Here is a 20,815-nt window from a genome sequence, read left to right as displayed (position 1 = left end):
GTTTATTATGGATATAAAAAAAATATTGGCAGAAGTTAAGCGTGGCTGTGCAGAGCTTATTGATGAAGAAAGAATAGAAAAATTAATTAAAAATTATTATGAAAAGGGTGAAAATTTCTTTATAAAGGCAGGATTTGATCCTACAGCACCTGATTTACATTTAGGCCATAGCGTGGTTTTAACAAAAATGGCTTTTTTGCAAAAACATGGAGCTATTGTGCAGTTTTTGATTGGAGATTTTACAGGACAAATTGGTGATCCAAGTGGAAAAAGTGCAACGCGTAAAAAGCTGGATAAAGAGCAAGTTTTAATCAATGCTAAAACTTATGAAACACAGGTTTTTAAGGTTTTGGATAAAGAAAAAACACAGATTAAGTTTAATTCTACTTGGCTTAATGAACTTGGAGCCGCGGGTATAGTAGAGCTTACTTCAACTTTTAGTGTAGCTAGAATGCTTGAGCGTGACGATTTTACCAAGAGATTTAAAGAACAAAGCCCTATTTCGATTTGCGAGTTTTTATATCCTTTGCTTCAAGGATATGATAGCGTGGCTTTAAAAAGCGATATTGAAATGGGCGGAACGGATCAAAAATTTAATCTTTTAATGGGAAGACAGCTTCAAAGAGTTTATAATTTAGGGAAAGAACAAGCTGTGATTATGATGCCTTTACTCGAAGGTTTAGATGGTGTAAACAAAATGAGTAAGAGTTTAAATAATTACATTGGTGTTACAGAAAAAGCTAATGATATGTATGCTAAAATTTTAAGTATTAGCGATGAATTGATGTTTAGATATTATGAACTTTTAAGTCAAAAAAGCCTAGAAGAAATCGCGCAAATAAAAAAAGATATAGAACAAGGCAATTTACATCCTAAAAAAGCTAAAGAAAATTTAGCTTTAGAGATTACGGAGCGTTTTCACTCCAAAGAAGAGGCTAATAATGCTAAATCTGAATTTGATAGAATTCATTCTCAAAATGCTTTACCAAGTGATATGGCTGAGTTTGAAATACAAGGAAAAATTTGGCTTGCTAAGGCTTTGGTTGAATGTGGTTTGGAAAGCTCTACTTCTGCGGCAAGAAGAAGCATCAGTGCTAATGCAGTAAGTGTAAATTCTCAAAAAGTTAGCGACGAGCAAATGCATTTAGAACAAGGAGAATACATCTTACAAATAGGTAAAAGAAAATTTGCAAAATTAAAGGTAAAAGAATGAATTTACAACCCTTACAAATAGGAAAACATACTATAAAATATCCCATTTTTCAAGGGGGAATGGGACTAGGCATAAGCTGGGATAGATTAGCTTCTGCAGTTTCTTTAAATGGTGGACTTGGGATCATTTCTTCTGTGGGAACAGGATATTATGAAGAAAGAAAGCATGCGAGTAAAGAATTAAACGCTAAGCCTTATGGAAGTGAAAATTTTTACTCACGCAAGGGTTTGCAAGCTTTAATTAATAATGCAAGAAAAGTTTGCGGCGATGCACCTTTGGGGTGTAATATCTTATGTGCAAGTAATGATTATGCAAGAATAGCACGCGATGCTTGTGAGGTTGGTTTTAATGTGATTGTTTCTGGCGCTGGACTTCCTACAAATTTGCCTGAATTTACTGTAGATTTTCCTGATGTGGCTTTAGTGCCTATTATTTCATCTGCAAAGGCTTTAAAAATTATTTGCAAAAGATGGCAAAGCCGTTACAACCGCCTACCTGATGCAGTGGTTTTAGAAGGGCCAAAAAGTGGAGGTCATCAAGGTTTTACTTATGAGCAGTGCTTAGATCCAAATTATCAGCTAGAAAAATTAATCGCTCCTGTGGTAGAAGAGGCTAAAAATTGGGGATCTTTTCCTGTGATTGCCGCAGGTGGAATTTGGGATAAAAAAGATATAGAAAACGCTATTTCTTTAGGAGCTAGTGGTGTTCAAATGGGAACGCGTTTCATAGGAACTTTTGAATGTGATGCAAGTGAAGAGTTTAAAAGCGTTTTGCTAGCTTCTAAAGAAGAAGATATAGAGCTTATTAAATCTCCTGTGGGCTATCCTGCTCGTGGAGTTAGAACCAATCTTTTAAATTTGGTAGATAAAAGAATGGGTCCAAAGATCAATTGTATAAGCAATTGTGTAGCACCTTGTGGACGCGGAAAAGAGGCGACTAAAGTAGGGTATTGTATAGCAGATAGGCTTTTTGATGCGTGGTCAGGTAAAAAAGAAACGGGGCTTTTCTTTACAGGTGCAAATGGATATCGTTTAGATAAACTTATCAGTGTTAAAGAACTTATGGAAAAATTGGTTAATGGTGAATAATGGCTAAAATTTTTGTATTTTTAGTATTTATTTTCACAACTCTTTTTGGAGCTTATGAAAATGAACTTGCAAATTTCGATAAAAATTTTATCAGTTCTAAAAGCGAAGTGCAAGTAAAATTTCATCATCAGCTAAAAAGCCTTTATATACAAAGTGTTATCAATGAAGATGAAAAAACTAAAATTGAAATCTTAAAAAGATTGATCATCAGTTCAAATACTTTAAATTTAGACGACAAGTCATATGCTAATGAGTTAAAAGAAAGTGGTATAAGTGAAGCAAGTATCAATGCTTTAAGAAAGGCTGTTATTAAAGATATTAAGGTTCAAAATATTTCTCAAGATACTGAAAAGTCAACTTTTAAACCTGTAAAAACAGTTCAAAAAAGTGAAAAAAAATCACCTAATGAACAAATAAAAAATATAGAAAAAATAGATTCTAAAACTTCACAAGAGCCAAAGAGTAGTATCGTTTCTAAAACAAAAAGTGATGATAAAATTTATGTTTTAAAGTCAAGTAAAACAAGCCAAGGTGTAGAGCTTGAATTAAATACAAATTTAGATAAGAATCAATTAAAAAGTTTTGCTTTAGATGAAAAAGGAAACTATCGTTTTATTAGTGATTTTGATGGGGTTTTAGAAGGAGGTAAAAAAGAGTTTAAATTTGATGACTATCGTTTAGTGATTTCACAATTTAATCCCAAAACCATACGCATAGTGGTTTATGCTAAAGAAAAAATTCCTATTGATATATCTTTTAAAGAAGAAAAAATAATTTTTTCAAAAGAAATTACTAGCCAAAAAAAGACTGAGCAAGTTAGTAAAATTTCAGAGAAAAAGCAAGATCAAAAAACAGAAATTAAAACCAAAGTTTTAGAAATAAAAAAACAAGATAAAAAAACCAATAACGAAAAAGAAGATCAAGGACCTTTATATGTTTTAGATGTGGATAAAATTTCTAACGCTGTGGTGTTAAATTTGAGCGATGATTTGGATGAAAAAGAAATAGCAATATTTGAAACCAAAGATCAAAAATTCCGATATGTTGTAAGTTTTAAAGGTGTGTTAGAAGGTAATAGAAAAAGCTTTATCTTTGGACAAAATACAATTGTCGTTACGCAATATAATCCAAAAATTGTTCGTGTGGTTTTGAGTGCTCCTAAAGAATTTAAACTTTTAAAAAAGTTGGATAATAAAAATCTCACTTTAGGTTTTCATGCGCAAACTTCAAGTCAAAGTGTAGATAAAAAAGCAACTCAAAGCTTTAATAAAACCTTAAGTACGAGATACAAATCAGGAAAACTTATAGTTATCGATGCGGGGCATGGTGGAAAAGATAGCGGTGCTCTAAGTGATAAAAAAGGAAGTTTAAAAGAAAAAGATATAGTTTTAAGCGCGGCTTTAAAACTTGGAAATGAACTTAAAAAACGCGGTTATAAAGTGCTTTATACTAGAAGTTCGGATAAATTTATCAATCTTCGCGATAGAACTAAATATGCTAATGATAAAAGAGCGGATTTGTTTATTTCTATACATGCTAATGCAGCACCCAATGCTGCCAAGGCCAAAAGTAGCGAAGGCGTGGAAACTTTCTTTTTAAGTCCTGCAAGAAGCGAAAGAAGTAAAAAAGCAGCAGAAAAAGAAAATCAAGGAGATTTTGAAGAGATTAATTATTTCTCAAAACAAAGTATTTTAAATTTCTTAAATCGTGAAAAAATCGTTGCTTCAAATAAACTAGCCATTGATGTACAAAAAAATATACTCATTCAAACACGCAAAAAGTATAAAATTGTAGACGGCGGTGTAAGAGAAGCACCTTTTTGGGTTTTAGTGGGTGCGCAAATGCCTGCAATTTTGATTGAAATTGGCTATATTACACATCCAAATGAAGGTAAAAGAATCGCCAATAAAGCTTTTCAAGATTTATTGGTTAAGGGTATTGCTGATGGAGTTGAGAGTTATTTTTATAACAACCGATGAAAAAAGCTAAGCTAATTTTTAAGGATAATACTCCTTTTTCTTTGGATTTTGATGATTTTTATTTTAATTCCAAAGATGGCTTAAATGAAAGCAAATTTGTTTATACTCATTCTTTTGAATGGAAAAATCAAGAAAATTTTATTATCGCAGAGAGTGGTTTTGGTATAGGTTTAAATTTTTTTCTTACTTTGAAACGCTTTTTAGAAACCACTCCTTTTAAGCGTCCCAAAAAACTTTTTTATATCAGTATAGAAGCTTTTTATATCGAAAAAGAACAATTAAGAGAAATTTACCAAAAACTAGGATTTTATGAAGAGTTTAAAGAGCTTTTAGAGCAATTTTTAAAATTTTATCCTAAGGCTAAAGAAGGGATTTATCGTTTTTATTTTGAAGATTGTTTTTTAGACCTTGTTTTTGAAGATATTGCTATTTTAAAAGAATTGGATTTTAAAGCTGATATTTGGTATTTAGATGGATTTTCTCCAAATAAAAACTCGCAAATGTTTGATGAAAATTTAATTTTTGAAGTGGCAAGACTTTCTAAAAAAAATACACAAATTTGCACCTTTTCTTCGGCAAGTTTTTTGCAAAAAAATTTAAAAAAATATGGCTTTAGAGTAGAAAAAACCAAAGGTTTTAGAAAAAGAGAAATGATTAAAGCTTATTTGGAAAATGAGCTTGAGTTTAAAGATAAAGAAGCGTATTTTTCAAGAACATTTTCATTTTTAAAAAATAAAAAAGTAGCTATTATTGGTGCGGGTATATCAAGTGCTGTTCTAGCTTATGAGCTTAGTTTAAGGGGTTTTGAAATAGATGTTTTTGAAAAACATTTAGAACTAGGCAAGGGTGCAAGTGGAAATGAAAGTGGAATTTTAAGCTCTTTAATCTTAAAGCCTAAGGTAAATTTAGGGGAATTTTCAGAGCTTTCTTTTATAGAAGCAAGCCGTTTTTATAGACAAATTTTAGATTTAGAATTTAAGGGTGTGGTGGAGTTTGCACATAATGATTTGATGCAAGAAAGATTTGACACACAAAGAGAAAATGTTTTGTTTAAAATTTCAAAAAATCAAGCTTTTTTAGAAGAGGGTGGAGTGATTTTTCCAAAAAATTTGGTTAAAAATCTTTTTGAAAAAAGTAAAGCTTGTATATATTTTAATCATGAATTTCAAGCTTATAAATTTGAAAATGAGTGTTTTACTTTAAAATTTAAAAATGATATTGTTAAAAGTGATTATGCGGTTTTGATTTATGCTATGGGTGCAGATACAAAAGATTTTGTTTTTTATGATGAGATGAAATTAAGCAAAGTAAGAGGTCAAGTTACACATCTAAAACCTTTTTTAGACTCTCCATTTCCTTTATCTTCCAAGGCTTATATTTGTCCTATAAAAGATGATTTGCAAGTGATTGGAGCAAGTTATGATAGACTTGATACAAGTTTAGAATCAAAAGAAGAAGATGATAAACAAAATATAGAAAATATAGCCGAATTTATAGATAAAAATACAAAATTAGAAATCATAGGTTCTAAGGTAGGTTTTAGATCTTATTCGAGTGATCGCTTTATGATAGTTGGAAATGCTTATGATGAAGTGTTTTATAAAGAAGAATATAAAGCTTTATTATGGACAAAAAACAAGGAGCAAAAACCAGCTAAAATGTCTTGTAATTTGTATTTTAATTTTGCTCATGGATCAAGGGGTTTTAGCACAAGTGTTTTAGCGGCAAGGTATTTGTGTGCATTGATAAATAATGAACCCTTGTGTTTAGAAAAAAAATACATCCACGCTATTCACCCTGCAAGATTTTTGATTCGCAAACTCAAAAAAGGCTTATGATTAAACTTTAATTAAGATTGATACTAATATTTGCTTATGAGAGTAAGTTTTTAATTTTATTTTAACTTCCTTTATTTTATTATTATAGAGAATAAATTTCATGTTATAAAGGAAATATAATGATTGATTATCATCAAATAGAGTTGCGTTTATCGGCTCTTGAAAAGCTTCCTTCTTTAAAAGACAATGATAGCATTGCAAAAGCATTAGAAAAGTCAGGTTTTTCTAGAAGGGATTTTATGAAATGGGCAGGTGCTATGACGGCATTTTTGGCTTTACCAGCGAGTTTTACTCCTATGGTAGCAAAAGCTGCTGAGCTTGCTGATAGACTTCCTGTTGTGTGGCTTCATATGGCTGAGTGTACAGGCTGTAGTGAGAGTTTGTTAAGAAGTGATACTCCAACGATTGATAGTTTGATTTTTGATTATATTTCTTTAGAATATCACGAAACAGTGATGGCTGCAGCAGGTTGGCAAGCTGAAGAAAATTTAGAAAGTGCCATTCAAAAGCATAAAAATAAATACATTTTAATGGTTGAAGGTGGTATCCCTATGGGTGATACAGAGCATTTTTTAACCATAGGTGCACATGGAAAAACAGGCTATGAGCTTTCAAAAATGGCAAGTGAAAATGCTTTGGCTATTTTTGCTATAGGAACCTGTTCTAGCTTTGGAGGAATCCAAGCAGCAAGACCAAATCCTAGTAATGCGCAGCCTTTAAGCAAAGTAACAAGCAAAACTGTGATCAATGTTCCCGGCTGTCCTCCAAGTGAAAAAAATATAGTGGGTAATGTGCTTCATTATTTATTATTTGGTGAGTTACCAGCACTTGATGTATATAATAGGCCAAAATGGGCTTATGGCTTAAGAATTCATGATCTTTGTGAAAGACGCGGACATTTTGATGCGGGTGAATTTGTGCATGCCTTTGGAGATGAAGGAGCAAAACAAGGTTTTTGTCTTTATAAAGTAGGCTGTAAAGGGCCTTATACTTTCAATAACTGTTCAAGAGAGAGATTTAACCAGCACACTTCTTGGCCTATTCAAGCAGGGCATGGTTGTATAGGTTGTTCTGAGCCCGATTTTTGGGATACTATGGGACCTTTTGAAGAGCCTATGGCTAGTCGTAAATTTGATACTGTTTTTGGTTTGGGCGCGGATAGTGTTTCAGATAAAATCGGCATAGGCGTGCTTACGCTCACAGGTGTTGCTATAGGAGCGCACGCAGTTATATCTTCCATGCAAAAAGATAAGGAATAAAAATGAGTCAAAAAATAATCGTAGATCCTATTACAAGAATTGAAGGGCATTTAAGAGTTGAAGTTGTTGTTGATGATAACAATGTGGTAAAAGAAGCTTATGCTGGCTCTACTTTGTGGCGTGGTATTGAAACCATAGTAAAAGGGCGTGATCCAAGAGATGCGGGTTTTATGACACAAAGAATTTGTGGAGTTTGTACTTTTTCACATTATAAAGCAGGTATAGTTGCTGTTGAAAATGCTTTAGGTATTACTCCGCCTTTAAATGCCCTTTTAACAAGAACTTTAATGAATGCGGCTTTATTCTTACACGATCATATTGTACATTTTTATCAACTTCATGGGCTTGATTGGGCTGATGTGGTAAGTGCTTTAAGTGCTGATGTTAAAAAAGCAAGCGATGAAGCTTTTAAATACACTCCAAATCCTTATGCAACAGGTGCGGATAAACTTCTTGAAGTGCAACAAAGACTTAAAACTTTCGTAGATAAAGGAAATTTAGGACCTTTTGCTAATGCGTACTATGGTCACCCAACTTATCGTTTAAGTCCTGAGCAAAATTTAATCGTTCTTTCTCACTATTTAGAATGTTTAAGAATCCAAAGAATCATTGCTCAATGTATGGCGATTTTTGGAGCTAAAAATCCACATCCACAAAGCTTAACTGTTGGTGGTGTAACTTGCGTTATGGATTTACTTGATCCTGCAAGAATGGGTGAATATATGGTTAAATTCCAAGAAGTACAAGACTTTGTTAATCGTGCGTATTATCCTGATCTTGTGATGGCAGGAAAAGCTTATGCGCATGAAGCAAGTGTTTTAAACGATATAGGGGTAAATAATCTTTACACCTTTAAAGAATTCCAAATCGGAAGAGATGAATGGCTTTTTGAAAGTGGTATTATCAAAAATGGAGATTTAAGCAAGGTTTATGAAGTAGAAGAAGATAAGATTACTGAAGAGGCAACTCATTCTTGGTATGCAGACAATGAACCTTTACATCCTTATGATGGCAAAACAAATCCAAATTATACAGGACTTGTAGATGGAGAAAGCGTAGATCATCATGGAAATAATGTTCATTCTAAAGTGTTTGATACTAAGGGTAAATATAGCTGGATTAAAGCTCCACGCTATGAAGGAAACCCTATGCAAGTAGGACCTTTAGCAAATATCGTTGTAAATTATGCCAAAGATAATCAAAATGTTGTTCCTGTGGTAGATGAGTTCTTAAAAGAAGCAGGACTTCCTTTAAATGCTGTATTTAGTACACTTGGAAGAACAGCTGCTCGTTGTATTGAAGCAAAAATCGTTGCAAATAATGCTTTAAAAGCGTTTAATAATTTAGTTGAAAATTTAAAAGTAGATCAGAGTACTTGCGCGCCTTATGTGATCGATAATTCTAAAGAATACAAAGGACGCTATATGGGGCATGTGCCACGCGGAACATTAAGTCATTGGTGTAGAATTAAAAATGGCGTCATTGAAAACTGGCAAGCTGTGGTGCCTTCTACTTGGAATGCAAGTCCAAAAGACGCAAATGGCGTAGGTGGAAGTTATGAGCAATGTTTGATAGGACTTAAAATCGCTGATGTAAAACAACCGCTTGAAATCATTAGAAAAATTCACTCTTATGATCCTTGTATTGCTTGTGCGGTGCATGTAATGGATACTAAGGGCAATAATCTAAGCGAATATAAAGTGAATGTCAATTTATAAGGAGGCTTTCATGCAAAACAAAGAAGAAAAATTGCAAAGAAAAGCTGAATATGAATTTAGCATAGGTTTGCGTTTAACGCACTGGATAAGAGCTATTGCTATAGTGATTCTTATTGGCACAGGGTATTATCTTTCTTATGTGTTTCAAAGTCCTATTAGTAATGGCGAACCTGTAAATTTTATGCAAGCAAAATACCGTTTAGTACATCAAGCGGTGGGTTTTGTTTTAATCGCTTGTATTATTTTTAAAGTATATTTGTTTTTTTGTGACAAGGTAAGTGCAAAAGAACGCAGAAGTGTATGGGATATTTTTAATATCAAATTATGGATAGAACAAGTAAAATTTTACATTTTTTTAGGAAAACACCCGCATTTAAAAGGGGTTTATAATCCTTTGCAATTTGTAACTTATTTTTTCTTTTATCTTGTGATGCTAGGTATCATTCTTACAGGGCTTATTCTTTATACTCATACTTACCATGAGGGTTTAGGTGGGCTTTTATATCATATTTTAAGACCGCTTGAAGCTGCAATGGGCGGTTTGGCTGATGTAAGAACTTATCATAGAATTTTGATGTGGGTGATTATGATTTTTGTACCAGTACATATTTACATGGCGATTTTTAACGCAGTAAAAGGTAAAGATGGTGCTATGGATGCTATTATTAGCGGATATAAATTTGTAAAAGAAGAAAAGCATTGAAATTCTTAGTCCTTGGAATAGGCAATATCATGTTTGCAGATGAAGGCTTAGGCGTTCATCTTTGCAAACAACTTGAAAAAAACTACAAATTCAATCATTCTGAATTTACTTTAGATTTTATTGATGGTGGAACTTTAGCTTTGCAACTTAGCTATATCATCGCTAGGTACGATAGACTTATCGTTTTAGACTGCATAGAAGCGCAAGATGCGAGTATAGGAGATGTATTTTTCTTTCCTTATGATGCTATGCCTAATAAAATTAGCTGGAGTGGAAGTGCTCATGAAATAGAAATGCTTCAAACCTTACAATACATGGAACTTGCAGGAGATTTGCCTAAAACACACATCTTAGCTTGTGTGCCAAAGCGTATTGAAGCGATGAGTTTTAAGCTCTCAGATGAGCTTATACAAGGGGCTAAAATCATGGAAAAAACTTTACTTGATTTTTTAAGCAAGGAAGGTTTTATTTATGAAAAGATTGCAGATTTTTCCTTGCAAGAATTAGCCGATATTTCTTATAAAAATTTCTAAATTTTTGTTCTAAAATTCATAGCTTTATTTAAAGAGATTAAATCCACATTTTCTAAATTTACACCACTTGGAATTCCTTGAGCGATTTTACTAAAAGTTAGGTTTAAATCTTTAAATTTATCTTCTATAAAAAAGATAGTTGCATCAGAATTAATGCTATGTGTCAATGCAAAAATGAGCTCAGAGATATTTAGCTTAAGTATGATTTGCTTTAGTTTTTCAAGTTTTTCTTCATTTAACTCATCTAAAACAAAATATAGCCCATTGTAGCTTTGACTCTCTTCGAGTGTTAGTATATCTTTTGGGCTTTCAACTATACATAAAATGTTTTTATTTCTTTCTTCATCGCTGCAAATTTCGCAAAGCTCATTTTCACTTAAAGCACCGCATTGCTCACAAGGTTTTATAAAGCGGATAGCATTTTCTATATTGTGTGCGAGTTTCATACCATCGATTTGATTATTTATGCAAAGGTGATAAGCAAGCCTTATGGCGGTTTTTTTCCCTATGGTAGGTAAATTTGCAAAACTTTCAACAAGTTCGTTGAATTTTTCTAGGCCTTTTGCCATTATTTTTCTTTATCTCCAAAGAAAATTTTAAAGCAATGCTTTCCATCATCATAAAAATAAATCAAATCAAAATTATGCAGTTTACATACCTCTGAAACTATATAAAGTCCTAGTCCCATACCTTTGACCTGATTGTGTTTTTCTCTTGCGAAAGCTTCAAGATAATGTTCTATAGGCTCTGCTAAAGGCTTGCCTGGATTTTTAATGGTAAAACATTCTTTACAACAAAAAAGCTCACAAGTGCCATTGTTTGAGTATTTTAAGGCATTATCGATAAGATTTTTTAAAATTACAGAGAAAATTTCCATATCAACATTGATTAAAGCATCATCTCTGATATCGACTTTTACAACTTTATTAAAATCATCTCTCATAAGGTGTTCTTTAGCTTCCTCAAGTATAGTGCTAAAACGACTAGGTTTAAAGTGTAAGTTGTAGTTTTTTGAAAATAAATTTTCGATTTTGGCAAATTCATTGATCAAAGAATCCATACGTAAAAATATAGCGATAAGTCTTTCTTTTTGTCTGTCTTCTTTGATCATTTCAGAAATAATTCTCCCTTTTCCTATAGGGGTTTTTAACTCATGCATAATTGTTCTTAGGAAAAGTTGTCTTGATTGGATTAATTCTTGATTTTTTTTAAAAGCTTTTTGAAATTCAAAGGCGATTTTTCCTACTTCATCTTCTTGATAATCTAAAAAATCAGGTTGCTCCCCATTTGCAACTTTAGCAACTTGCCTTCTTAATTTTTTTAAAGGTTCTAAAGATTTTAATACCGAAAAATACATAAAAACAACCAACAAAGAAAAAGAAAAAAATCCTATTAATAAAAGATTATAAACTCTATCGCTAGTATTTTCTTCATATAAGCCATCAAAATCTTTACATTGAACATCAAAATAAAGATTGCTATGATATTTTAAAGAAGAAAGGGTGCAAAATTCTCCATTTGCTTTAAAAAGTGATTGTCCATTATTTCTTATGCTTTTTACAAGATAGGGATTTTGTATAGTATTAAAACCGCTATTTTCAAGATAGGATCCTATTTTAGCACCTGAAGTGTTTTCATAGGAGATGAGTAAATTTTTTATAAGATTTTCTTGTTTTAAACTTTCTTCTTCGTTGTAAGCACTTCCTTCTATTTTCAAAAGAACGATAAAAAGCACACAAACTAAGAAAAAAGTAACAACAAATAAAATAATTAGCTTGGTATAAATAGAATAATTTTTTGTCATCCTATTAGTTTATATCCTATACCTCTAACAGAAAAAATATGTTTTGGAGATTTTGAACTATCTCCTATTTTTACTCTTAATCGACCAATGATAACATCAAGACTTTTAGAATCTTTATCTTTTAGATTTTTACAGCGACTTACAAGCTGTTCTCTTGAAACGCTATATCCGTGCTGCTGGATAAGGTATTCTAAAATTTCAAACTCAGCAGGAGTAAGTGTTAAAACCTTATCTTCATAGGTGATCTCATGCCTTCTCTCATCGATTTTGAAAGCAGAATTAATATTTTCATTATTTGCGTGTTCAACTCTTTTTGTGCGACGAATAAGACTCATAATCCTTGCATACATTTCTTTTGGATCGTAAGGCTTTGGTAGGTAATCATCAGCACCAATTTGAAGCCCTACAACCTTATCGCTTAAGTCGCCTCTAGCTGATGAGATAATAATGGGAATATTGCTTTTTTGTCTGATTTCTCTACAAACTTCAAGACCATCAATTCCTGGTAAAGTTAAATCCAAGATTAGACAATCATAGCCTTGGATGCCTACATTTAAAGCACTTTTAGGATTTTCAAAATTTGTGATTTTAATATTAAATTGCGCTAAATATTCAGATAATAATTGCGCAAAATCAGGATCATCTTCTATCATCAACACGTTAATCATTTTGGCATCCTTTAAATTTTTATCTAAGATTTATAATATTTGCATAATTTTATTTAAAATTTGATAAATTATTGATTTTATTTTTGCTAAAATTAGATTTTTGAATTTTTAAGATTAAAATTCTAGCAAAATTTTAAATTTTTTAAAGGAATAATGTGGAAATAAGTTATTATGAAATTCTTGAAATCACGCAAAGTGCTGATAAAGAAACCATAAAAAAAGCCTATAGAAAAATGGCTTTAAAATACCATCCCGATAGAAATCAAGGCGATAAAGAAGCAGAAGATAAATTCAAGCTTGTTAATGAAGCCTATGAAGTTTTAAGTAATGATGAAAAGCGAGCTATTTATGATAGATATGGAAAAGATGCTTTAAAAGGCGGTGGATTTGGTTCTAGTAGCTCAGGTTTTGGTGGTTTTGAAGATTTAGGAGATATATTTTCTAGTTTTTTTGGAGAAGGCTTTGGCTCATCATCGCGTCGTAGAAAAAGTTCAAATGATGAGAAAATCCCTTCAGATTTTATCGTTAATTTAAAATTAAGTTTTAAAGAAGCGGTTTTTGGTTGTAAGAAAAATATAGACTTTACTTATAAATGCTCTTGTAAAACTTGTAATGGAACAGGGGCTAAAGATGGAAAACTTCAAACTTGTCCAAAGTGTCAAGGTAGGGGACAGGTTGGAATTTCTCAAGGTTTTATTACTTTTGCACAAACTTGTCCTGATTGTCAAGGAAGTGGAGAAAAAGCTAGTGAAAAATGTAGCGATTGTAAAGGTTTAGGTTATAATGAAAGCAAAGATAGTGTCGAGCTTAATATCCCAGAAGGTGTAGATACAGGTATGAAACTTCGTGTCAATGCTAAAGGCAATATCTTAAAAAATGGCACTAGAGGGGATATGTATGTTAAGATCATCGCTGCTGAAGATGATACTTTTATAAGAGATGATGATGATATATATATAGAATTTCCAGTGTTTTTTACTCAAGCTATCTTAGGAGAGAGTATAAAAGTACCTACCATACGCGGTGAAGCAAGTTTAAATTTACCAAAGGGTGCTAAAGATGGGCAAAGATTTGTTCTTGAAAAAGAAGGAGTAAAAGATGTTCATAGTTCTCGCATAGGAAATCAAATCGTTCAAATTTCTATCAAATTCCCAACTTCTTTAAACGATGAACAAAAAGAACTTTTAGAAAAACTAAGTGAAAGTTTTGGTATCAAAGATGGTATGCATCAAGAGCAAAAAGGGCTTTTTGAAAAAATCGCTAATTGGTTTAAGTCCTAATTTTCCTAAAGCTTTTTAGCTTGGGAAAATTTTATATAAATTTAAGTTTTAAAAATCAGGCATAAAAAAAGGCGGAGTTTTACTCCGCCTTGAAGTTAGACTTGAAAGCTTCTTAGAATTTGTAAAGAGCTTGAAGTCTTACAGCATCGTGATGAGTGCTTTCAGGATCTGTATCAACATTTACATAAGAGTAGAATGCTGAGAAGTTAAGTTTTGGAGAGTATTTGTAATCTACTCTTGCAACTGCTTCAAGTTTTTTACCACCGTTGCCAATTTCACCTGTTTTTGTTCCACCGTATACGAAGTCAGCACCAACGCGAACAGCTTCGTTGAAAGTATATCCAGCAGTTACATAACCAAAGATATTTCTACCAATATCGCCATTTAAATTAGAACCATTAGTATAGAAAATTTCTTCACCTGCAAGCAAAGAGCCAAGATTACCTTGATCTTCAATTGTGGTTAAAGTAACTTTATCTTTTTTACCATAGTATAAACCACCAAGGCTAGCATCCCAACCATTTAATTCAACACTACCTCTTAAAGCGAAGAAATTACCGTTAGCTGCATGATTTGAAAGTGCATTTTTAAGTTTGCTATCCAAGGAATTTCCTAGGTAAGCTCCTTCAAGAGTCCAGTTGATTCCATCAAAGATAGTTGTGCTATAAGCTGCATCTACAGCATATAAGAATGCATTATCACTCATATAAGCTAACCATAATTGAGGATTAAATTGTCCACCTAAGAATTCATAAGAACCTATGGCAGCAGCACCATAAAGATTTTTATCCCAGTTTAAAGCACCGCTTGTATCGCTATCACCTTGAGGATTTCCACGATTAAATTGAACTCCTGTAATTTTATTATTAGGATTTTGAGTGATTATTACAGTAGAGTCTGAAGCTTCGTTGAAACTATCTACTGCAAAAGCAGCTAGAGTTAAACCATCGATGCTGTTGTTTACTACTTTAATACCTGTTCCAACTAAACCATCAACTCCATTATCAGTCCAGATAGTGTTTAGTTGTTGTTTACCAGCGATTACGCTTGTTGCAACATCTTCATTTGTATAAGTTAAATATAATTGGCGAACACTTAAGGTATCACTTGTGTTGCTGATGCTATTTTCACCATAACCACCATCTTTCGAATTATAGTCAAATTGAACAAAAGCTTTGAAGTTATCAGCTATAGCGGCATTAAAGTTAACTTGTGCTCTGTATTTATGATCTTGTTTACCAGAAATACCAGAACCAAAATTATCATTGCTCCATGGATTGCTACTTTCATATCTGTATCTTAATACTCCAGATACATCGATATCTTTGATCGCTTCTTCAAGTGGAGTAGCGTTAGCTGCTGAAAAAGCACCTGCAGCAAGAGCTGCAACTAAACTAAGTTTAACTAGTTTCATGAGAATTCTCCTTGTCAAAAATTAATAAAACATCGTAATTGTAGCACATAAATTTGGAGTTTTTTCTTAAGAAGCACTTAAAATAGTAAAAATTTTAAATCTGAAGGATAAAAACATCTAAAGAAAAGCCTAGCTAAAGGGATTTAAGCTAGGCGTGTAATTTTAAGGAGTTTTTCTTATGAATGTTTTTCGGTTCGTTTAGAAGTATAAGTCTAAAAAGTAAACGAGAAGTAATATATAGTTGTTTTAAATTATTTTGATAAAAAAACAAGTAAATTTTTACAAGCTAGGGATAAAATTTTATAAGTTTCATCAAAATTCCCACTATACCAAGGATCAGGGACTTCATTATAGTTTAGACTAGGACTAAAATCAGTGATTTTTAAAACTTTGTTTTGGGTGTTGGTGAAGTTTTTTAAAACATTTTTGAAGTTAGAATTGTCCATGGTGATTAAAAAATCGCTTTCATCGCAAAGCTTTTGAGTGAGTTTTTTGCTTATGAAATTTTTGTGTTCTATGTTAAGTTGGGCAAGTTTGTTTTTGGTACCATAGTGCATACCTTCTCCATCGTGTTCTCCTGAAGTTCCAGCACTGCTTATAAAAAATTCTTTTTCTAAATTTGCTTTTTTGACAAGATCTTTCATGATAAATTCTGCCATAGGCGAACGGCATATATTGCCTAAGCATATAAAGAGTATTTTTTTCATTTTTATCCTTGAGTTTTAATTAAAAATTATAAAAAATATCATACAATAAATCCATGGAAAATTTCAATAGAACTTTGCTTGTGTGTTGGTTTGGTGTTTTTACCACAAGCATGGGGCTTAGTCAAATCGCTCCGATTTTGCCTTTTTATATCAAAGAACTAGGACATGTTGATACGAGTGAAATAGCGTTTTACTCAGGACTTGCTTTTGGGATCACTCCGCTTTTTATGGCTGTTTTTTCACCTTTATGGGCTTTTTTGGGTGCAAAGTATGGTTATAAAAATATGCTTCTTCGTGCAAGTTTTGGAATGTCGGTTTTAACCTTATGGCTTAGCTTTGCTCATAGTGCTTTAGAAGTGGTTTTTGTGCGGGGTTTAACAGGGATAATTTCAGGTTTTACTTCTGCTGCTGTTGTGTTTATCGCTGTGATAGCGCCTAAAGAAAAAGTGGCTTATGCTTTAGGAACTCTTTCTACGGCTTCTATAAGTGGAAGTTTGCTTGGGCCTTTGTTTGGTGGCTTTGTGGCTGAATTTTTTAGCATTAGTGCGGTTTTTGATGTGGTGGCTTTTTTGATCGCTTGTTCTTTTGTGACGATTTATTTTTTTATCCATGAGAGAAAAATTCAAAAAGAGGCGAAGAAAAATACTCAAAAAGTAAAAGAAAACAAAACCCTTATCATCGTTCTTTTTATCACTACTTTTGTGATACAATTTGGCACTTTTGGAGTGATGCCAATTTTAAGTATCTATGTTGAGCAAATTCATCAAGGTGGAAATTTGGCTCTTTGGGCAGGTATAGTAGTGGCTGCAAGTGGGATTAGTAATCTTTTTTTTGCACCAAAACTTGGAAAAATCGCCGATAAGATAGGGCCTAGTAAGATTATTTTGATAGCTTTGATATTTTGTGGAATTTGCTTTTACTTGCAGGCTGTAGCAAGTAATGTTTATATGCTTATTTTCGTGCGTTTACTTATAGGTGTAGGACTTGGAGGGCTTTTGCCTTGTGTGAATGCCTTGCTTAAAAAAAGCGTGAGTGCTAAAAATTTAAGTGTGATTTTTGGTTTTAATCAAACTTGTCAATTTTTGGGAAATTTTTGCGGTGCTTTTGGTGGAGGGCTTATGGCTTCTCATTTTAGCGTGGAATTTGTTTTTACTTTTGTGTGTTTGATTTTTATCATTAATGCTTTTATTTTCTTAGCGTTTGAGAAAAAATATATCTTTTCAAATCAAGGTTTATAAATTTAGAAAGGTTTAAAATGGAAATGATTTTATTTGTTTTAGTGATGATTTTACTTGTACTTTTGTTTGTAGTGCTTTTTAGGCAGTATAAAAGCCCTAAAATAGAAGAAAAAAGCACGCAAAGTTTTAGCGATATCATGCAGCTTAAATCCATAGGAGAATTAAGTGTTTTTCAAGTTTTTAGTAAAGAGATTGTCACTAAAAAAGATAGCGCTTTTAATGGAATTTGGAAAAATCTTTTAGGATGGTCTTTGAGTGAAAGACAGATTGCTTTGATTTTTGAATTTGAGATCACTTTCTTGTATGATTTAAGGGATAAAAACTTTGATATTTTGCCTTTAGGGGACGATGCTTATAAGATCATCATGCCAGAGTGTAGATATAAACACAGCATCATAGATATGAAATTTTATGATGAAAAAAATGCTAAATTTTTACCTTTTTTACTACCTGATTCTATCAATAGTACGGGGATTAGTTTTAGCGAAAGTGATAAAAACAAACTCATAAAAGAAGCCAAAGATGAGGTTAAAGACTTGTCTTTAAATCTTATCCAAAATTTAGAAAGCAAAATTCATAAAAGCGCTAAGGATACTTTAGAAGCTATTGCTAAAGGTTTTGGGGCTAAGAGAGTGGAATTTGAATTTAAAGATAACACACAAAAGTTAGATGTAAACTAGCCTTTTTTCTTTTCTTGCTTGGGTAATGCTTAGTTTGCTATTTTGTAAATTTTTTGATTATTTCATAGTTTTGTAAAAGCTGTTCAAAAGAAAAATTTAAATTTGCAGGAGAAGTTGAGGGTAGGGCTACGGCTTTTAAATGAGAGTGAAATTTAGTAAAAAATTTATAAGCACTTTGTCCGGTGGTAAAAATGGCTTGGATTTTAGCTTGAGAAAGGATTAGGTTTAAATCATTGGCTTTTGCATAGCTTATGGTTTTATCATCTGAATTTTTTATCTTGCAACTTTGAAGTACATCCCAAAGAGCGATATGTTTTTTTCTTAAAAAGGCTTGTTGTTCTGTGATATTTTCTAATTTTACATCAAAAAGTGTTTCTAGTATAGGCCAAAAACGATTTCTTGGGTGTTGATAATAAAAGCCGTCTTGTCTTGATTTGATAGAAGGAAAAGAGCCCAAAATTAAGATTCTAGAATCCTTGTCAAAAAAAGGCTCAAAAGGGTGAGTTAGAAATTCACTCACTCGCACAAATCCACAGAAATTTTTCCATTTTTAATTTCGCTGATTTTAACTTTTAAGCTTTGGTTTTCGCTTAAATTAAGATGCTTGCTTTTTGAACTATGCAATAAACCATCAACACCATTTTTAAGTTCCACAAAGGCTCCAAAAGGAGCGATTTTTTTAATAATACCTTGAAATTCTTGCCCAAGTTCAAAGTCTGATATATCTTTGTCTTTAGAGCCTTTTTTAGTTCCTTTTTGAGAGCTTGTGATATTTATGATGTAGTCTTTTGCGGCTTTGATTTGCTCGTTTTGATTACCTGCTATTTTTACTTCACCTTTTTCGCGATCTAAGTCTATAGAAACGCCAAATTTTTCTATGATTTCTTTGATGGTTTTTCCAGCTTGCCCTATGATATCAACGATTTTTGAAGGATCAACGCTAAAAAGCTCAAGTTTAGGTAAAACTTCTTCATTGACTACGATTTCTTTGGCAGCTTCTTCCATGATATTTAGGATGTGAATTCTTCCTTCTTTGGCTTGGTATAAAGCTTGTTTTAGTGTTTCTTGATCGATTCCGCCTAGTTTTATATCCATTTGAAGAGCAGTAACGCCGTCTTTGCTTCCTGCTACTTTAAAGTCCATATCCCCATCATGATCTTCAAGCCCCATGATATCTGTTAAAACAGCAAATTTGCTATCTTCAAAGATAAGCCCCATGGCTACTCCTGCAACAAGTTTTAAGCTTGGCACTCCTGCTGCTTTTAGGGCTAAAGATCCGCCACAAACCGTTGCCATAGAACTTGAGCCATTGCTTTCTAAAATTTCACTGACTAAGCGGATTACATAAGGATAGTTTTCATCTATGCTTGGATAAAGTGCTCTTTTGGCTAAATTTCCATGTCCTAGCTCTCTTCTTCCTGGAGCTTTGATAGGACTTGCTTCGCCTACTGAAAAACCTGGAAAATTATAATTTACCATAAAGCGTTCGCTTATAGGATTTTTTTCTGTAAGCAAGTCTATCATTTGAGCATCGTTTTCTCCGCCTAAGGTTGCAACCACTAGAGCTTGAGTTTGTCCACGAGTGAAAAGACAAGAGCCATGAGCGTTTGGCAAGAGATTGGTTTCTATACTGATAGGACGCACCTCGTTTAAACTTCTACCATCAGCTCTTTTGCCTTCATTTAAAATTTGCTCACGAATAAGTTTGCGTTTGACTTTAGCTAAGGTATTTAAGATACTTTCTTCGCTCCAGTCTTTAGCGATTTCAAGATTTAAAATTTCTTTAGCAATTTTATTTAGTGCGCTTGCTCTTTCGCTTTTTGCCATTTGGTTGATGGCTTCTTTGATTTGTTTTTGGAAATTATTTTCTATAAAAGCTAAAATTTCAGGATGTTCAATCTCATTTTTTAGTTCGATTTGAGAATTTTTTTTGTGTTTGCTAAAGGCTTCTTCATAAGCATTTGAGCCATTTAATATAGCTTTTTGAGCTAAATTTAGAGCTTCTAAAATTTCATCTTCGCTAAGTTCATTCATATTTTGTGAAGTGGTTTGAGTTAAAACATCAGCATAAGGAGCTTCGATAAAAATTTCATTTTCTTTTTGATCAGGTAAGGCTCTCATTTCTATCATCAAAAGCTCATCTTTTACACCTGCTACATAGAGATCTAGAGTGCTATTTTGAAGCTCTTCATTGTTTGGATTGAGTATGAAATTTCCATCTATCTTTCCTATGCGAACACCACATACTGGAGCTTTCATAGGTATATCACTAAGATAAAGTGCCACGCTTGCGGCATTTAAACTCATTACTTGCAAATCTACTTTAGGATCGGCTGAGAGAACCATCACAACGATTTGAGTTGGATAAGCATAGCCTTTTGGAAAAAGAGGGCGTAAGCTTCTATCAATGATGCGTGCTGTTAAGGTTTCTGCATCACTTGGCTTGGTTTCTCTTTTGACATAACCACCAGGGATTTTGCCCGAGGCATAAGCTTTTTCGATGTATTGGACGGTTAGAGGTAAAAAATCTTCTTCAACTTGTTTTTCTTCTCTTGCAACTGTAGCTAGAACAACGCTTTTGCCTTGTCTCATTAAAACAGCACCAGCAGCTTGTTTGGCGACTTTATCTATATCAAATATTTCTGTATTTTTGTTAATTTCTATGCTGTATTGCATTATTTTTCCTTTTTTAC

Annotated in this window: 18 protein-coding genes; 11 read left to right on the top strand and 7 right to left on the bottom strand. The window is 32.7% G+C overall.

The window, feature by feature from the left end:
- The first annotated feature begins 7 nt into the window (after positions 1 to 7).
- From tyrS to AJN64_RS02930, 8 genes are all read left to right on the top strand, one after another.
- A complete protein-coding gene (tyrS, locus tag AJN64_RS02965; RefSeq protein WP_053872701.1) occupies positions 8 to 1,213 on the top strand; it encodes a tyrosine--tRNA ligase in 1,206 nt (401 codons plus the stop codon).
- Complete coding sequence (locus tag AJN64_RS02960; protein WP_053872700.1) at positions 1,210 to 2,301, top strand: nitronate monooxygenase; 1,092 nt, start codon at positions 1,210 to 1,212, stop codon at positions 2,299 to 2,301. The genes tyrS and AJN64_RS02960 overlap by 4 nt, the downstream gene beginning before the upstream one ends.
- Complete coding sequence (locus AJN64_RS02955) at positions 2,301 to 4,280, top strand: N-acetylmuramoyl-L-alanine amidase (RefSeq protein ID WP_070292647.1); 1,980 nt, start codon at positions 2,301 to 2,303, stop codon at positions 4,278 to 4,280. The genes AJN64_RS02960 and AJN64_RS02955 overlap by 1 nt, the downstream gene beginning before the upstream one ends.
- Positions 4,277 to 6,118 (top strand): bifunctional tRNA (5-methylaminomethyl-2-thiouridine)(34)-methyltransferase MnmD/FAD-dependent 5-carboxymethylaminomethyl-2-thiouridine(34) oxidoreductase MnmC, encoded by a 1,842-nt coding sequence (gene mnmC / locus AJN64_RS02950; protein ID WP_070252802.1) that lies wholly within the window; start codon positions 4,277 to 4,279, stop codon positions 6,116 to 6,118. The genes AJN64_RS02955 and mnmC overlap by 4 nt, the downstream gene beginning before the upstream one ends.
- 119 nt (positions 6,119 to 6,237) lie before the next feature.
- The gene (locus tag AJN64_RS02945) at positions 6,238 to 7,377 is read left to right on the top strand and encodes a hydrogenase small subunit (RefSeq protein ID WP_070292646.1); all 1,140 of its coding nucleotides are present in this window, start codon (positions 6,238 to 6,240) and stop codon (positions 7,375 to 7,377) included.
- A 2-nt stretch (positions 7,378 to 7,379) separates the two neighbouring features.
- Positions 7,380 to 9,095: a nickel-dependent hydrogenase large subunit gene (locus tag AJN64_RS02940; RefSeq protein ID WP_070281165.1), complete on the top strand. Its 1,716-nt coding sequence runs from the start codon at positions 7,380 to 7,382 to the stop codon at positions 9,093 to 9,095.
- A 10-nt stretch (positions 9,096 to 9,105) separates the two neighbouring features.
- The gene (gene cybH / locus AJN64_RS02935) at positions 9,106 to 9,798 is read left to right on the top strand and encodes a Ni/Fe-hydrogenase, b-type cytochrome subunit (protein ID WP_052794882.1); all 693 of its coding nucleotides are present in this window, start codon (positions 9,106 to 9,108) and stop codon (positions 9,796 to 9,798) included.
- On the top strand, positions 9,795 to 10,331 hold the full coding sequence (locus AJN64_RS02930) for a HyaD/HybD family hydrogenase maturation endopeptidase (protein WP_052794881.1): 537 nt from the start codon (positions 9,795 to 9,797) through the stop codon (positions 10,329 to 10,331). The genes cybH and AJN64_RS02930 overlap by 4 nt, the downstream gene beginning before the upstream one ends.
- Here the strand turns inward: AJN64_RS02930 and recR are convergent.
- From recR to AJN64_RS02915, 3 genes are read right to left on the bottom strand one after another with little or no spacing between them, the layout of a single operon-like run.
- On the bottom strand, positions 10,328 to 10,900 hold the full coding sequence (recR, locus tag AJN64_RS02925) for a recombination mediator RecR (RefSeq protein WP_002861957.1): 573 nt from the start codon (positions 10,898 to 10,900) through the stop codon (positions 10,328 to 10,330). The two genes, AJN64_RS02930 and recR, sit on opposite strands and share 4 nt — an antisense overlap.
- Positions 10,900 to 12,135: an ArsS family sensor histidine kinase gene (locus AJN64_RS02920; protein WP_002861956.1), complete on the bottom strand. Its 1,236-nt coding sequence runs from the start codon at positions 12,133 to 12,135 to the stop codon at positions 10,900 to 10,902. The genes recR and AJN64_RS02920 overlap by 1 nt, the downstream gene beginning before the upstream one ends.
- Complete coding sequence (locus AJN64_RS02915) at positions 12,132 to 12,803, bottom strand: response regulator transcription factor (protein ID WP_044779034.1); 672 nt, start codon at positions 12,801 to 12,803, stop codon at positions 12,132 to 12,134. The genes AJN64_RS02920 and AJN64_RS02915 overlap by 4 nt, the downstream gene beginning before the upstream one ends.
- A 155-nt stretch (positions 12,804 to 12,958) precedes the next feature.
- On the opposite strand from AJN64_RS02915, the gene dnaJ reads away from it, so the two are divergent.
- Complete coding sequence (dnaJ, locus tag AJN64_RS02910) at positions 12,959 to 14,083, top strand: molecular chaperone DnaJ (RefSeq protein ID WP_070233574.1); 1,125 nt, start codon at positions 12,959 to 12,961, stop codon at positions 14,081 to 14,083.
- Positions 14,084 to 14,195: 112 nt separating this feature from the next.
- Here the strand turns inward: dnaJ and AJN64_RS02905 are convergent, their stop codons facing one another.
- Positions 14,196 to 15,497, bottom strand: a complete 1,302-nt coding sequence (locus tag AJN64_RS02905) for a major outer membrane protein (RefSeq protein WP_070292645.1) — start codon at positions 15,495 to 15,497, stop codon at positions 14,196 to 14,198.
- Between the two features lie 251 nt (positions 15,498 to 15,748).
- Positions 15,749 to 16,204 carry a low molecular weight protein-tyrosine-phosphatase gene (locus AJN64_RS02900; protein WP_002861952.1) on the bottom strand — a complete coding sequence of 152 codons (456 nt, stop codon included), beginning with the start codon at positions 16,202 to 16,204 and terminating at the stop codon, positions 15,749 to 15,751.
- Between the two features lie 53 nt (positions 16,205 to 16,257).
- Between AJN64_RS02900 and AJN64_RS02895 the strand changes: the two genes are divergently transcribed.
- Positions 16,258 to 17,442, top strand: a complete 1,185-nt coding sequence (locus AJN64_RS02895) for an MFS transporter (protein ID WP_044779037.1) — start codon at positions 16,258 to 16,260, stop codon at positions 17,440 to 17,442.
- Between the two features lie 17 nt (positions 17,443 to 17,459).
- Complete coding sequence (locus AJN64_RS02890) at positions 17,460 to 18,122, top strand: DUF4230 domain-containing protein (RefSeq protein WP_002853958.1); 663 nt, start codon at positions 17,460 to 17,462, stop codon at positions 18,120 to 18,122.
- Between the two features lie 37 nt (positions 18,123 to 18,159).
- On the opposite strand, the gene AJN64_RS02885 is transcribed toward AJN64_RS02890, so the two are convergent.
- Together AJN64_RS02885 and AJN64_RS02880 are read right to left on the bottom strand one after the other, a co-directional pair.
- Positions 18,160 to 18,642, bottom strand: coding sequence for a DNA-deoxyinosine glycosylase (locus AJN64_RS02885; RefSeq protein ID WP_053872627.1), 483 nt, complete (start codon positions 18,640 to 18,642; stop codon positions 18,160 to 18,162).
- A complete protein-coding gene (locus AJN64_RS02880; RefSeq protein WP_070292659.1) occupies positions 18,639 to 20,798 on the bottom strand; it encodes a polyribonucleotide nucleotidyltransferase in 2,160 nt (719 codons plus the stop codon). Before AJN64_RS02880 ends, AJN64_RS02885 begins: the two co-directional genes overlap by 4 nt.
- Between the last annotated feature and the right edge of the window lie 17 nt (positions 20,799 to 20,815).

This window comes from Campylobacter sp. BCW_4332 (assembly GCF_001763175.1).
In the GTDB taxonomy this organism is placed as follows: domain Bacteria; phylum Campylobacterota; class Campylobacteria; order Campylobacterales; family Campylobacteraceae; genus Campylobacter_D; species Campylobacter_D jejuni.
The sequence above is the reverse complement of the archived record's forward strand: the minus strand, read 5'-3'. Positions and strand labels throughout refer to the sequence as shown.